At 73.1% G+C, this 13,098-nt stretch carries 13 protein-coding genes; 5 read left to right on the top strand and 8 right to left on the bottom strand.

Annotated features, from left to right (window positions below):
• Nucleotides 1-44: 44 nt before the first annotated feature.
• The 4 genes from rdgB to ACFXAM_RS23770 form a co-directional block, all read right to left on the bottom strand.
• On the bottom strand, nt 45-650 hold the full coding sequence (gene rdgB / locus ACFXAM_RS23785; RefSeq protein ID WP_380294241.1) for an RdgB/HAM1 family non-canonical purine NTP pyrophosphatase: 606 nt from the start codon (nt 648-650) through the stop codon (nt 45-47).
• 38 nt (nt 651-688) lie between these two features.
• Nucleotides 689-1,078, bottom strand: a complete 390-nt coding sequence (locus tag ACFXAM_RS23780; protein WP_380294240.1) for a hypothetical protein — start codon at nt 1,076-1,078, stop codon at nt 689-691.
• A 194-nt stretch (nt 1,079-1,272) separates the two neighbouring features.
• Entirely contained in the window at nt 1,273-2,007 is a 735-nt protein-coding gene (gene rph / locus ACFXAM_RS23775) for a ribonuclease PH (RefSeq protein ID WP_380294239.1), read from the bottom strand.
• Between the two features lie 174 nt (nt 2,008-2,181).
• Complete coding sequence (locus ACFXAM_RS23770) at nt 2,182-2,415, bottom strand: glucose PTS transporter subunit EIIB (protein ID WP_063349220.1); 234 nt, start codon at nt 2,413-2,415, stop codon at nt 2,182-2,184.
• Between the two features lie 381 nt (nt 2,416-2,796).
• On the opposite strand from ACFXAM_RS23770, the gene ACFXAM_RS23765 reads away from it, so the two are divergent.
• The 4 genes from ACFXAM_RS23765 to ACFXAM_RS23750 all read left to right on the top strand — a co-directional run bounded on the left by ACFXAM_RS23765 (nt 2,797) and on the right by ACFXAM_RS23750 (nt 8,615).
• Complete coding sequence (locus ACFXAM_RS23765) at nt 2,797-4,086, top strand: PTS transporter subunit EIIC (RefSeq protein ID WP_380294238.1); 1,290 nt, start codon at nt 2,797-2,799, stop codon at nt 4,084-4,086.
• A gap of 407 nt (nt 4,087-4,493) precedes the next feature.
• The gene (locus ACFXAM_RS23760) at nt 4,494-5,771 is read left to right on the top strand and encodes a PTS transporter subunit EIIC (RefSeq protein ID WP_380294237.1); all 1,278 of its coding nucleotides are present in this window, start codon (nt 4,494-4,496) and stop codon (nt 5,769-5,771) included.
• A 454-nt stretch (nt 5,772-6,225) separates the two neighbouring features.
• On the top strand, nt 6,226-7,329 hold the full coding sequence (locus tag ACFXAM_RS23755) for an LLM class flavin-dependent oxidoreductase (RefSeq protein WP_380294236.1): 1,104 nt from the start codon (nt 6,226-6,228) through the stop codon (nt 7,327-7,329).
• Complete coding sequence (locus tag ACFXAM_RS23750) at nt 7,326-8,615, top strand: LLM class flavin-dependent oxidoreductase (protein WP_380294235.1); 1,290 nt, start codon at nt 7,326-7,328, stop codon at nt 8,613-8,615. Before ACFXAM_RS23755 ends, ACFXAM_RS23750 begins: the two co-directional genes overlap by 4 nt.
• Nucleotides 8,616-8,628: 13 nt before the next feature.
• On the opposite strand, the gene ACFXAM_RS23745 is transcribed toward ACFXAM_RS23750, so the two are convergent.
• The gene (locus ACFXAM_RS23745; protein ID WP_380294234.1) at nt 8,629-9,645 is read right to left on the bottom strand and encodes a LuxR C-terminal-related transcriptional regulator; all 1,017 of its coding nucleotides are present in this window, start codon (nt 9,643-9,645) and stop codon (nt 8,629-8,631) included.
• A 142-nt stretch (nt 9,646-9,787) separates the two neighbouring features.
• Between ACFXAM_RS23745 and ACFXAM_RS23740 the strand changes: the two genes are divergently transcribed.
• Complete coding sequence (locus ACFXAM_RS23740) at nt 9,788-10,705, top strand: branched-chain amino acid transaminase (RefSeq protein WP_380294233.1); 918 nt, start codon at nt 9,788-9,790, stop codon at nt 10,703-10,705.
• 55 nt (nt 10,706-10,760) lie between these two features.
• Here ACFXAM_RS23740 and ACFXAM_RS23735 read toward each other — a convergent pair whose 3' ends face one another.
• From ACFXAM_RS23735 to ACFXAM_RS23725, 3 genes are all read right to left on the bottom strand, one after another.
• Nucleotides 10,761-11,507, bottom strand: coding sequence for an MBL fold metallo-hydrolase (locus tag ACFXAM_RS23735; RefSeq protein ID WP_380294232.1), 747 nt, complete (start codon nt 11,505-11,507; stop codon nt 10,761-10,763).
• A gap of 196 nt (nt 11,508-11,703) precedes the next feature.
• Entirely contained in the window at nt 11,704-11,907 is a 204-nt protein-coding gene (locus tag ACFXAM_RS23730) for a MerR family transcriptional regulator (protein WP_380294231.1), read from the bottom strand.
• Nucleotides 11,908-12,077: 170 nt separating this feature from the next.
• Nucleotides 12,078-13,046 carry a PLP-dependent cysteine synthase family protein gene (locus ACFXAM_RS23725; protein ID WP_380294230.1) on the bottom strand — a complete coding sequence of 323 codons (969 nt, stop codon included), beginning with the start codon at nt 13,044-13,046 and terminating at the stop codon, nt 12,078-12,080.
• Nucleotides 13,047-13,098: the final 52 nt, after the last annotated feature.

Below are 13,098 nucleotides of genomic sequence, written 5' to 3'. Positions count from 1 at the left end.
CCTTCGGATCGAAGGCAAGCGGGCCGCTGCCCTTTCTGCGGTCCTCAGCCGAGGAGGGTCTTCACGACCGGGGCGAGGGCGCGGAAGGCCTGGCCGCGGTGGCTGATGGCGTTCTTCTCGGCGGGGGTGAGTTCGGCGCAGGTGCGGGATTCGCCGAGGGGCTGGAGGATCGGGTCGTAGCCGAAGCCGCCGGTGCCGGCGGGGGCGGTGCGCAGGGTGCCGAGGAGGCGGCCCTCGACGACGCGCTCGGTGCCGTCGGGGAGGGCGAGGGCGGCGGCGCAGAAGAAGTGGGCGCCGCGGTGCTCGGGCGCGATGTCGGAGAGCTGGGCGAGCAGCAGGTCGAGGTTGGCGCGGTCGTCGCCGTGCCGGCCGGACCAGCGGGCGGAGAAGATGCCGGGGGCGCCGTTCAGGACGTCCACGCACAGGCCGGAGTCGTCGGCGACGGCCGGCAGGCCGGTGGCGCGGGCCAGCGCGTGCGCCTTGAGCAGGGCGTTCTCGGCGAAGGTGACGCCGGTCTCGGGGACGTCGGGGATCTCCGGGTAGGCGTCGGCGCCGACCAGTTCGACGTCCAGGCCGGCGTCGCCGAGGATGTCGCGCAGTTCGGCGACCTTGTGCTGGTTACGGGTGGCGAGGATGAGTCGAGTGGTCATGAACCCACCCTAAACCGGACGGGAGGGATGATCCCGCGTCAGCTCACGCAGACCTTGGTGAGGTTCGAGGCGGCGTCGCCGAGCGGCTTGAAGTCCGGCACCTGCTTGTTGTTGATCGCCTGCTGGACCTTGTCGACCTGGGTGCCGAGGTCGGTGATGGCCTGGGCGACGTCGGTGTCCTCGGAGTTCTTGCCCAGCTGGTCGAGGTCGTTCTTCAGCTTCTGGATCGCCTGCCCGGCGGCCGCCGCGTCGTTGCTCGCGTTGCCGTAGGCGTCGCGGACCTCGTTGATGTCGTCGGCGATCTTGACGGTGGTGTTGCCGCAGTCGATGGCCTTCTGGGCGGCGGAGCAACTGACCGCGCTGAGCGGGAGGATGGCGATCAGGCCGGCCACGGCGAGCATGGTGGGGCGGGCGATGCTCTGGGGCATCCGGTCCTCCTGGGTGCGCGGGTATCCGGAAGGGAAGGACGCGCGCTGAGGGGTGCGCGGTTCCCGCAACGGGTGCTGCTGCGGGAACCGTACGGGCTCCGGACCCGGCGTGTACAGCGGCCGGGCCCGGAGCCCGGTGATTTCCGGAAACCCAAGCGGAGGCGTTGCCTCAGGGGGTAGGGGGCCCCGGAGGGTCAGGCCTCCAGCTCGCCCAGGACCTTGCGCTGGACCTCGTCGAGCTCGGCGCAGCCGAGGGTGCCGAGGTCGAGCAGGCGGTCGAGGAGCGCGCGGTCGAAGGGGGCGCCCTCGGCGGTGCCCTGGACCTCCACGAAGCGGCCGTCGGAGGTGCAGACGATGTTCATGTCGGTCTCGGCGCGGACGTCCTCCTCGTACTGGAGGTCGAGCATCGGGACGCCGTCGATGATGCCGACGCTGACGGCGCTGACGCCGCCGGTGATCGGCTTGCCCTTGGCGCGCAGCAGCTTGCGCTCGCGGGCCCAGGTGACGGCGTCGACGAGGGCGACGTAGGCGCCGGTGATGGCGGCGGTGCGGGTGCCGCCGTCGGCCTGGAGGACGTCGCAGTCGAGGACGATGGTGTTCTCGGCGAGGGCGCGGTGGTCGACCACGGCGCGCAGCGAGCGGCCGATGAGCCGGCTGATCTCGTGGGTGCGGCCGCCGAGGCGGCCCTTGACGGATTCGCGGTCGCCGCGGGTGTTGGTGGCGCGCGGGAGCATGGAGTACTCGGCGGTGACCCAGCCCTCGCCGCTGCCCTTGCGCCAGCGCGGGACGCCCTCGGTGACGCTGGCGGTGCACAGCACCTTGGTGTCGCCGTAGGAGATGAGGACGGAGCCTTCGGCGTGCTTGCTCCAGCCCCGTTCGATGGTGACGGGGCGGAGCTGGTCGGGGGTGCGGCCGTCGATGCGTGACATAGGCACCGAGCGTAGTCGGTTTCGGTGGGTGCTCCGGGTACGTTCCGAGGCGTCCCGGGACGTCCCGAGGCGTCCGGGTCTGCCCGGGAGGGCGGGCGGGGGTGCCCGGACGTGCCGCGGCCCGCCGGCCGGAGGGGCGGGCGGGCCGGGCGGAGTGAGCCTGGTGGGCTCAGCTCACATCATGTCCTCGATGTCGGCGGCGATCGGGTCGGCGTCGGTGCCGATGACGACCTGGATCGCGGTGCCCATCTTGACGACGCCGTGGGCGCCGGCGGCCTTGAGCGCGGCCTCGTTGACCAGGGAGGCGTCCTTGACCTCGGTGCGCAGGCGGGTGATGCAGCCCTCGACCTCTTCGATGTTGTCGATGCCGCCCAGACCGGCGACGATCTTCTCAGCCTTGCTGGCCATTGCTTTCTCCCTCTGTCGCGGCCCGTCGGCTGCTCTGCCGGGTGCCGTCTCCTGCGCGGTGACCTCGGTCACGGTGACGCGTGGTCAGTGGTCGGTCGTGCCGTGGCGTGCTGCGGAGCAGCGCGACCAGCATGACCCGAGCCGGACCGATATGCCACGTTAGTCCACTTTCGGCCCATTCCGGCGCGCAGACCCAGGACGGGCGTCCGAGGATGACGAACAGTGGGGCCGTCTCCCGGCGCGCGGCCTGCGTCCCAAAAGTGGTCTACACCAATATATGTGTACTCCGATGAACGCAGGAAGGGCCCCGGGTGTTCCCGGCCCCCGCCCGAGGCTCCCGGCGGGGGCCACCGGCCGGACACTGCACTCGGAGGGCGAAGGATGAGTTCGGCAGGCGCCACGGCACCGCGGACCACGTGGTGGCACACCTTCTACGGCGGCCTCCAGAAGATGGGCCGCTCGCTCCAGCTGCCGGTGGCGGTGCTCCCGGCCGCCGGCATCCTCAACCGGCTCGGGCAGGACGACGTCTTCGGCAAGGACGGCCTGGGCTGGGACAACGTCGCCAAGGTCTTCGCCGCGGCCGGCGGCGCGCTGCTGGACTCCTCGCTCGGCCTGCCGATGCTGTTCTGCATCGGCGTCGCGATCGGCATGGCGAAGAAGGCCGACGGCTCGACGGCGCTGGCCGCGGTGGTCGGCTTCCTCGTCTACTACAAGGTGCTGCACGCCTTCCCGGAGGACTGCAAGCCGCCGACGGTGCTGGTGAGCGACCAGTGCGTGGACTACACCTCGGCGAAGGCGGCGGCCGCGACGTACCAGAACCCGGGCGTGCTGGGCGGCATCCTGCTCGGCCTGATGTCGGCCTGGCTCTGGGTGCGCTTCCACCGCACCAAGCTGGTCGACTGGCTGGGCTTCTTCAACGGCCGCCGGCTGGTGCCGATGATCACCGCCCTGGTCGGCATGCTGCTCGCCGTCGTGGCGGTCTGGGTGTGGCCGCCGATCGGCCGCGGCCTCAACACGTTCAGCCAGAACCTCGCCGACCTGGGCGCGGGCGGCGCGGGCATCTTCGGCGTGTTCAACCGGGCCCTGCTGCTGATCGGCATGCACCAATTGCTGAACACCTTCGTCTGGTTCCAGTTCGGCGAGTTCACCAAGCCCGACGGCACGGTCGTGCACGGCGACATTCCGCGGTTCCTCGGGGGCGACCCGACCGCCGGGCAGTTCCAGTCGGGCTTCTTCCCGATCATGATGTTCGCCCTGCCGGCCGCCGCCTTCGCCATCGCCCACGCGGCCAAGCCGCACCGCCGCAAGGAGATCTACGGCCTGATGCTCTCGGTCGGCCTGACCTCCTTCGTGACCGGTGTCACCGAGCCGATCGAGTACTCCTTCGCCTACATCGCCCCGGCGCTGTACGGCGTGCACGCGCTGCTGACCGGCGCCTCGATGGCCGTCACCTGGGGGCTGGGGGTGCACGACGGCTTCAGCTTCTCGGCCGGCCTGATCGACTACGTGATCAACTGGGGGCTGGCCACCAAGCCGTGGCTGATCATTCCGATCGGCCTCGGCTTCGCCGCCGTGTACTACGCGCTCTTCCGCTTCATCATCGTGAAATTCGACCTGAAAACTCCGGGGCGGGAGGACGAGAGCGAGGTCGAGGACGTGACCAAGGCATAAACCGAGCGTCACCGCGCGCGAATCCGAAAAGGCCCCCGGACCAACGGTCCGGGGGCCTTCGGCATATCCGGGCGGGCCTATGGCCCCGGCGTCGAGGCCGCCCCGCAGGGCGGCGCGGCCGCTCGGTGACCGGCCGGTGACCTGCCGTGGAGTCCTCGGCGGCGGCGGCTTTTTGTTGCGCAAATAGCCAAAATGCCAATCACGGCGGGTAATCAAGATCGTCGATCCGCAACTAGGTTTCGATTTCATAGCGCTTCCCATCTGCGGTGCTTTCGAGGGTTCCCCGACCCCTCCGCCCGTGCTACAAAACTGGTCTACACCACGTGTGGTGTAGACCAGTTCGCGGTTCGGCCCCCTGTGCACCTTCCCCCCGACCGACCCGCCCTTGCCGTTAGGAAGCCACCCCCATGAGTCAGTCTGCGCAGGCACCGGCGCCCGCCACGGCTCCGGCCGCACCCAGTCCCACGAAGAAGTTCGGCCAGAACCTGCTCCAGGGTCTGCAGAAGATCGGCCGCAGCCTCCAGCTGCCCATCGCCGTTCTCCCCGCCGCCGGTCTGCTGATGCGTCTGGGCCAGGACGACGTCTTCGGCAAGGACGGCCTCGGCTGGAACAAGGTCGCCGCGGTCTTCGCCACCGCCGGCAACGGCGTCTTCGACAACCTGCCGCTGCTCTTCGCGGTGGGCATCGCCATCGGCTTCGCCAAGAAGGCCGACGGTTCGACCGCCCTCGCCGCCCTGGTCGGCTTCCTGGTCTACAAGAACGTGCTGACCGCGTTCCCGATCACCGAGGGCCACATCGCCGACGGCAAGTGGGTCGCCGCGACGTACCAGAACCCCGGCGTCCTCGGCGGCATCGTGATCGGTCTGCTCAGCGCCGTGCTGTGGCAGAAGTACCACCGCACCAAGCTGGTCGACTGGCTCGGCTTCTTCAACGGCCGCCGTCTCGTCCCGATCATCATGGCCTTCGTCGGCACCGCCGTCGGTGTCCTGTTCGCCCTGACCTGGGGCCCCATCGGCGACGCCATCAAGAGCCTGAACGACACCCTCATCGGGGCCGGCGCGTTCGGCGCCGGCGCGTTCGGCCTGGTCAACCGCGGCCTGCTGCCGGTCGGCATGCACCAGTTCGTGAACTCCTACGCCTGGTTCCAGACCGGTGACTTCACCAAGGCCGACGGCACCGTCGTGCACGGCGACCTGACCCGCTTCTTCGCCGGTGACCCGACCGCCGGACAGTTCATGTCGGGCTTCTTCCCGATCATGATGTTCGCCCTGCCGGCCGCCGCCTTCGCCATCGCCCACACCGCCAAGCCGCACCGCCGCAAGGCCGTCACCGGCATGATGCTGTCGCTGGCCCTGACCTCCTTCGTGACCGGTGTCACCGAGCCGATCGAGTTCGCCTTCGTCTTCATCGCCCCGCTGCTGTACGTCATCCACGCCATCCTCACCGCCGTCTCGATGGCCGTGACCTGGGCGCTCGGCGTGCACGACGGCTTCACCTTCTCCGGCGGCCTGATCGACTACCTGCTCGCCTGGAGCAAGGCCACCGACCCGTGGATGATCATCCCGCTCGGCCTGGTCTTCGCCGCGATCTACTACTTCCTGTTCCGCTTCGCGATCGTGAAGTTCGACCTGAAGACCCCCGGCCGCGAGGACGACGACGAGGTCGAGGACGTCACCAAGGCCTGACCCCCCCGCACCACCGCACGCCGCTCACGGCCCCGCCCCGCCCCCCACTCCCCCGGGTGGCGGGGCGGGGCCGTTCGCGTGCCCGGAGGCCGACGGCCCGGGTGTCCACCCCGACGGCCGCCCGCTGAGACGGTGGTTGACGGATCCGCGGACCCGCTGGTCAACTGAAGCGGTGAACGCCCCCCGCCCGCTGGTGACCCGCAGCCACATCGACTTCGGTCGCGTGTGGTCCGCGGCGTGTCGCGGCTGACCCGAGCGTTCCGCCCGCCGCCGCCCGGCTGACGTCCCCGCCGCGCCCCGGCCCGCGCACCACCCGTCGCCCGCGACCGCCCGCACCCCGGGCGGGCCGGCCCGTGCCCGCACACCCGCCCGCACCGTCCCCCACCAGGGGACCGCGGGCCGCTCCGCGACCACCGCACGCCCCGCTTCCGTCCCAGGAAAGTCAAGGCCGCCCATGCCCCGCCAGCTGCACCTTTCCGCCGCCCTCGACAGCCCCGGCCACGTCGACGCCGCCCACTTCACCGCCCTCGCCCGCCTCGCCGAACGGGCCTCGCTCGACTTCGTCACCCTCGACGACTCCTACGCCCCCGAACCGCGGCGGCTGGACGCGCTCGCCACCTTCGCCCGGCTCGCCCCGGTCACCCGCGGCCTCGGCCTGGTCCCGACCGTCACCACCACCCACACCGAGCCGTTCCACACCTCCATCGCGGTCAACACCCTGGACTGGGTCAGCGAGGGCCGGGCGGGCTGGCTGGTCGGCGTCTCCGACACCGAGGCCGAGGCCAGGGCCTTCGGCCGCAAGGGCGCCGCCCCGGCCGACGAACTCTGGGCCGAGGCCGCCGACGCCGCCGAGGTCGCCACCCGGCTCTGGGACAGCTGGGAGGACGACGCCGAGATCCGCGACCTCGCCACCGGCAGGTTCGTCGACCGCGCCAAACTCCACTACATCGACTTCGAGGGCCCGCACTTCTCCGTCCGCGGCCCCTCCATCACCCCGCGCCCGCCGCAGGGCCGCCCGGTCGTCGCGGTCACCGTCACCGCCGCCGACCTCGCCCCGGACGCCGGCCCCGGCGGCCGCGCCCGGGTCACCACCGCCGCCCGCTACGCCGACGTCGTGCTGCTCGACGCCCCCGACCGGGCCACCCGGCTCACCGCCGCCACCGAACTGCGGCTGCGCGGCGGCGAGGCGCTGCGCGTCCTGGCCCGGATACCGGCCGCACTGCCCGACGCCGCCGCGGCGGCCGCCCTGCTCACCGAGATCACCGAGGGCAGCGGCGGGGTCGACGGCTTCCACCTGGTGCCCGCCGAGCCGGCCCGCGACCTCACCGCGCTCGCCGAGCACGTCGTGCCGCAGCTGCGCGAGCGCGGCCTGTTCCGGGCCGGCTACACCGGGCGGACCCTGCGCGAGCACCTCGGCCTGGCCCGCCCCGCCAGCCGCTACGCGCTCGCCGCGACCATCGCCGCCCCGGCCGTCCCGACCGTTCCCACCGTTCCCACCGCCCCCACCGCCGCTTCCACCGGCAGCAACCCCGCCGCGACCGCCGAGGTGACCCGATGACGGACCGCCCGCTCAAGCAGATCCACCTCGCCGCGCACTTCCCCGGCGTCAACAACACCACCGTGTGGAGCGACCCGGCCTCCGGCAGCCAGATCGCCTTCGAGTCCTTCCGCCACCTCGCCGCGACCGCCGAACGCGGCCGCTTCGACTTCTTCTTCCTCGCCGAGGGCCTGCGGCTGCGCGAGGTCAAGGGCCGCATCCACGACCTGGACGTGGTCGGCCGCCCCGAGTCGATCACCGTGCTCGGCGCGCTCGCCGCCGTCACCACCCACCTCGGACTGGCCGCGACCGTCAACGCCACCTTCAACGAGCCCTACGAACTGGCCCGCCGGTTCGCCTCGCTGGACCACCTCTCCGGCGGCCGGGCCGCCTGGAACGTGGTCACCTCCTCCGACGCCTTCACCGGCGAGAACTTCCGCCGCGGCGGCTACCTCGACCGGGCCGACCGCTACATCCGGGCGGCCGAGTCCGTCGCGCTCGCCCGGGAGTTCTGGGACGCGGCGGGCTCCGGCACGGTCCGCCACCAGGGCCCGCAGTTCGACGTCGAGGGCACCCTCTCGCTGCCCCGGCCGCCGCAGGGCCACCCGGTGGTGATCCAGGCCGGCGACTCCGAGGAGGGCCGCGAGTTCGCCGCCGCCAGTGCCGACGTGATCTTCAGCCGGCACTCCACCCCGGCCGCCGGCCGGGCCTTCCACGCCGACGTCAAACGGCGGCTCGCCGCGTACGGGCGCAAGCCGGACGAGCTGAAGATCATGCCCGGGGTCACCTACGTCCTGGGCGACACCGAGGAGGAGGCCGTCGAACGGGCCGCCGCGATCCGCCGCGCCCAGGTCGGCCCGGCCACCGCGATCGCCTACCTGGAGCAGGTCTGGGGCATCGACCTCTCCGACCACGACGTCGACGGCCCGCTGCCGGCCGTCGACCCGGTCCGCGACTCCTCCCTCGTCCAGGGCCGCACCTCGCTCGGCGACCCGCTGGAGATCGCCGCCAAGTGGCGGGCGGTGGCCGCCGAGAAGCGGCTCAGCAGCCGCGAGCTGGTGATCGAGGTGACCGGCCGGCAGAGCTTCATCGGCACCCCGGCGAGCGTCGCCGAACAGATCGACCAGCAGGTGCAGAGCGACGTCGCGGACGGCTTCATCCTCGTCCCGCACCTCACCCCCGGCGGGCTGGACGACTTCGTCGACCGGGTGGTGCCGCTGCTCCAGGAGCGCGGGGTGTTCCGCACCGAGTACAGCGGCCCGACGCTGCGCGACCACCTCGGCCTGCCGGTCCCGGGGCGGCCCTGACGCCGCGGCCGGATCAGACCCGGCCCAGCCGGGCGGCGTGCACGCCGGCCTGGAAGCGGCTCTCCGCGCCCAGGCCGGCGGTCAGTTCGGCGACCAGCCGGCGCACCGTGCGCTCGGACACCTCCAGTTTGCGGGCGATCGCCGCATCGGTCCGACCGGCCGCGAGCAGCCGCAGCACCTCGTCATGGCGGTCCGTCGGCTCGACCGCGCCCGGCAGGAGTTCCCCGGGCGTCCAGGCCGCCGACCAGAAGTATTCGAACAGCTCGGCGACCAGCGCGACCAGCGCCGGCTCGCGCACCACCACGGCGGCCTCCGCGACCGGGGCGTCCCCGCCCGGCCCGGCCCCGGGGGCGGGCAGGATCGCCAGCCGGGCGTCCACCACGATCAGCCACAGCGGCAGCGAGTGGGCCACCCGGATCCGCGCCCCGGCCGCGGTGAGCTCCCGGACGTGCCCGAGCACCGCCGGGCGGCGCAGCGCGGCGGCCGGGTGGATGGTGCGCAGCGCTGCGCCGTGGGCGAGGGCGAGGCGTTCCCGGGCGAGCTTGCCCGCCAGGGCCGGGCCGGAGAGGTCCTGTCCGGGGCGCAGGGAGAGCGCCTCGGTGCGGGCGCCGCGGGCGGCGTCCTCCAGCAGGGCGGCGATCCGGTCGGCGCCGCGGACGACTTCGAGGGCGGTGCCGGCGCGGTGGCGTTCCTGGACGGGCAGGTAGCCGGTGTGCAGCCGGTCCACCGCGTCGCGGGCCCGGTGCAGGGCGCCGACCAGGTCGGCGACCTGCCGGTCGGCGTCGAGCAGCAGTTGCCGGACCGCGGTGTCCACGGAGACGGCGGCCCGGTCGGTGGCGCGGTCCGGGGCGCGGTCCGGGGCGGGGCCGCCCGCGGCGGGCTGCAGCAGTCCGAGGGCGAGGAGTTCGGCGGTGGCGGCGGCGAGCCGGTGCTCGTCCCAGCCGGGGAGCAACGCGGCGGGCGGGCGGCCGGGTTCGGCGAGCAGTCGGGCGTAGAGCCGGGTGGCGTCCCGGTCGGCGGGGCTCTCCATCGGCGCAGCGTAGTCACGCCGTGCGGCGGTCCGCCCGGGGTTTCCAGCCTGCGAGACGGGCGGCTTCCGCTCCCGGTCATGGCCGGTTCCGGCAGCGTTCCGGGCGCTGACCGGGGGTGCCGGGGTGGTCAGGATGGCGCCCATGACGGTTCTTCCCGAGGCTTCGACGATCTGGCTGGACGGTGCGCCGGTGCCGTGGCACGCGGCGACCACGCACGTCCTCTCCCACGGCCTGCACTACGGAACGGGGGTGCTGGAGGGCACCCGGGCGTTCGCCACGGCGGACGGTCCGGCGGTGTTCCGGCTGCCCGAGCACCTGCGCCGGCTGCACCGCAGCGCGCGGATGCTGCGGATGGAACTGCCCTACGGGGTGGACGAGCTGGCGAAGGCCACCGTCGACCTGGTGCGGGCCAACGGCCACCGCTCCTGCTACCTGCGGCACTTCGCCTTCCTGGGCCACGGCACGATGGGCCTGGACATGCGGTCCGCGCCGACCGTCACGGCGATCGCGAGCTGGCCGTGGCACTCCCAACTGCCGGACGCGCAGGGCGGGATCAGGCTGAAGACGAGCAGTTGGCGGCGGACCGACCCGAACACGGTGCCGCCCGCCGCGAAGGCGACCGGCCCGTACCTGAACGCGGTGCTGGCCCGCCGGGAGGCCACCGACGCGGGGTACGACGAGGCGCTGCTGCTCGGCCCGGACGGCACGGTGGGCGAGTGCACGGGCGAGAACGTGTTCGTCGTGCGGGGCGGGGTGCTGCGCACGCCTCCGCCGAGCGCGGGCGCCCTGGAGGGGATCACCCAGGACACCCTGCTGACGCTGGCCCGCGACCTGGACGTGCCGGTGCGGGTGGAGCCGCTGCTGCGGTCGGACCTGTACGCGGCGGACGAGGTGTTCCTGTGCGGGACGGCGGCCGGGGTGGTGGCGGTGCGCTCGCTGGACGACCGGGAGCTGCCGGCCGCCCCGGGGCCGCTGACCGCGCGGCTGCGGGCGGCCTACGAGGCGGCGGTGACCGGTGCGGACGAGCGCTACCGGCACTGGCTGACGTTCGTGGAGTGAGCCCGGGGGGTGCGGTGGCCCGGCGGGCCGGCGGGCGCAGTGGCCCGGCGAGGGGTCAGACCTCGTAGACCGCGCCGGGCCGGGCGATGTCGACCGGTCCGGCGTAGGCGGCGGCCGCGTCACGCCGGTTGAGTTCGGCGTCCGTCCACGGGGGGATGTGGGTGAGGACGAGCCGGCGGGCGCCGGCCGCGGTGGCGTGCTCGCCGGCCTCGCGGCCGTTGAGGTGGACGGCCCGGTAGGTGTCGCGGCCGTCGAGGTAGGCGGCCTCGCAGAGGAAGAGGTCGGTGTCCCGGGCGAGCTCGACGAGTTCGGCGCTCTCCCCGGTGTCGCCGGAGTAGACGAGGCTGCGGCCGCCGTGTTCGAGCCGGAAGGCGAAGGCGTCGACGGGGTGGTTGACCTGGGCGACGTCGATCCGGAAGGGGCCGAGGTCGAAGCGGCCGGGGGTGAGGGTGCGGAACTCGAACACCTCCTTCATCCCCGGGTTCTCCGGCATGTCGTAGGCGCGGGCCATCCGTGCGGCGGTGCCGGCCGGGCCGTAGACGGGCATCGGGTCGGGGCAGCCCTCGGCCCGGTAGTTGCGGGCGACCCAGTAGGCGCACAGGTCGACGCAGTGGTCGGCGTGCAGGTGGCTGAGCAGGACGGCGTCGACGTCGTAGATCGAGACGTACTTCTGCAGGGCGCCGAGCGCCCCGTTGCCGAGGTCCAGCACGACGCGGTAGCCGTCGGCCTCCACCAGGTAGCTGGAGCACGGCGAGTCGGCGGACGGGAAGCTCCCCGAGCACCCCACCACGGTCAGTTTCATCCGAGCCCCTCCGCCCCGACACGTCCTGGCTGCCGCTGGTCATGACAGCGGGCCGGGGATACCGGCCGGAGGCGCTGCCCTGCGCGTGTGTCGAGGGTAAGGGCGGACCGGCGCTTTGCCCCCGTCTCCGTGCCGTGCTGTGGCTGGAATCACCAGAACGCCGGGGAGGCGGGGGCGGGGGCGCCGCGCCGGCGGGTCAGCGGTGGCCGGGGCGCCGGCGGGCCCAGTCGCGGATGGTGCGGGGGTACCAGCGGGGGTGGCCGCCGGCGTCGACGAGGTCCGGTTCGGGCAGCAGGCCGTGGCGCCGGTAGGTGCGCACGGTCTCGGGCTGGACGTTGATGTGGCGGGCGATCTCGGCGTACGACCACAGGTCGGTGCCGCGGCTCACGGGGGGTCTCACGGGGGGTCACCTCCGCTGGTGCGTGCGGGGACGTTCGTGAGCAGCCTTTCCGGGCGGTCCGGGAATCCCCGTCCCGGACCGGACATCGTGGTCGTACCGTGACGAACCGGAAGCACGACGGGGACATATCCCCCGTTCGCGCGGACCGGGGCCGCTCCCCCGGACCCGCCCTACGCCCAGAGCTGGCCCTGCAGCGCCTCGACGGCGGCCTCGGTGGACTCGGCGGTGTAGATCCCGGTGGACAGGTACTTCCAGCCGCCGTCGGCGACCACGAAGACGATGTCGGCGCGCTCGCCGGCCCGGGCGGCCTTGCGGCCCACCCCGATCGCCGCATGCAGGATCGCGCCGGTGGAGACGCCGGCGAAGATGCCCTCCTCCTGGAGGAGTTCGCGGGTGCGCCGGACGGCGTCGGCGGAGCCGACCGAGAAGCGGGTGGTGAGCACCTCGGCGTCGTACAGCTCGGGGACGAAGCCCTCGTCGAGGTTGCGCAGGCCGTAGACGAGGTCGTCGTAGCGCGGCTCGGCGGCGACGATCCGCACCCCGGGGACCTTCTCGCGCAGGAAGCGGCCGACGCCCATGAGGGTGCCGGTGGTGCCGAGGCCGGCCACGAAGTGGGTGACGGTGGGCAGGTCGGCGAGGATCTCGGGACCGGTGCCGGTGTAGTGGGCGCCGGCGTTGTCGGGGTTGCCGTACTGGTAGAGCATGACCCAGTCGGGGTGCTCGGCGGCGATCTCCTTGGCCATCCGCACGGCGGTGTTGGAGCCGCCGGCGGCGGGCGAGGGGATGATCTCGGCGCCCCACATGCGGAGCAGTTCGCGCCGCTCCTCGCTGGTGTTCTCGGGCATCACGCAGACCATCCGGTAGCCCTTGAGCTTGGCCGCCATGGCCAGCGAGATGCCGGTGTTGCCGCTGGTGGGTTCGAGGACGGTGCAGCCGGGGGTGAGCCGGCCGTCGGCCTCGGCGCGCTCGATCATGTGCAGCGCGGGGCGGTCCTTGATGGAGCCGGTGGGGTTGCGGTCCTCCAGCTTCGCCCAGAGGGTGACCAGGCCCTCGGTGTTGCCCGGTACCGCGGCGGACAGCCGGGGCAGGCGGACCAGCGGGGTGTTGCCGACGGCTTCGAGCGGGCTGTCGTAGCGCAAGGGGTCCTCCGGCGGGCGGCGGTGGGGTTCGGTGCGGGCGGCCCGGGCCGCC

It is taken from the genome of Kitasatospora sp. NPDC059462 (genome assembly GCF_042749955.1).
Classification (GTDB): domain Bacteria; phylum Actinomycetota; class Actinomycetes; order Streptomycetales; family Streptomycetaceae; genus Kitasatospora.
Note: the sequence above shows the minus strand (reverse complement) of the source record. Positions and strands in the feature narration are given on the sequence as shown.

Bases quoted from the DNA above. Each gene is read 5' to 3' on its own strand.
- rdgB (WP_380294241.1), bottom strand. From the start codon at position 650: ATGACCACTCGACTCATCCTCGCCACCCGTAACCAGCACAAGGTCGCC.
- ACFXAM_RS23780 (WP_380294240.1), bottom strand. From the start codon at position 1,078: ATGCCCCAGAGCATCGCCCGCCCCACCATGCTCGCCGTGGCCGGCCTG.
- ACFXAM_RS23745 (WP_380294234.1), bottom strand. From the start codon at position 9,645: ATGGAGAGCCCCGCCGACCGGGACGCCACCCGGCTCTACGCCCGACTG.
- rph (WP_380294239.1), bottom strand. From the start codon at position 2,007: ATGTCACGCATCGACGGCCGCACCCCCGACCAGCTCCGCCCCGTCACC.
- ACFXAM_RS23750 (WP_380294235.1), top strand. From the start codon at position 7,326: ATGACGGACCGCCCGCTCAAGCAGATCCACCTCGCCGCGCACTTCCCC.
- ACFXAM_RS23735 (WP_380294232.1), bottom strand. From the start codon at position 11,507: ATGAAACTGACCGTGGTGGGGTGCTCGGGGAGCTTCCCGTCCGCCGAC.
- ACFXAM_RS23740 (WP_380294233.1), top strand. From the start codon at position 9,788: ATGACGGTTCTTCCCGAGGCTTCGACGATCTGGCTGGACGGTGCGCCG.
- ACFXAM_RS23765 (WP_380294238.1), top strand. From the start codon at position 2,797: ATGAGTTCGGCAGGCGCCACGGCACCGCGGACCACGTGGTGGCACACC.
- ACFXAM_RS23770 (WP_063349220.1), bottom strand. From the start codon at position 2,415: ATGGCCAGCAAGGCTGAGAAGATCGTCGCCGGTCTGGGCGGCATCGAC.
- ACFXAM_RS23760 (WP_380294237.1), top strand. From the start codon at position 4,494: ATGAGTCAGTCTGCGCAGGCACCGGCGCCCGCCACGGCTCCGGCCGCA.
- ACFXAM_RS23755 (WP_380294236.1), top strand. From the start codon at position 6,226: ATGCCCCGCCAGCTGCACCTTTCCGCCGCCCTCGACAGCCCCGGCCAC.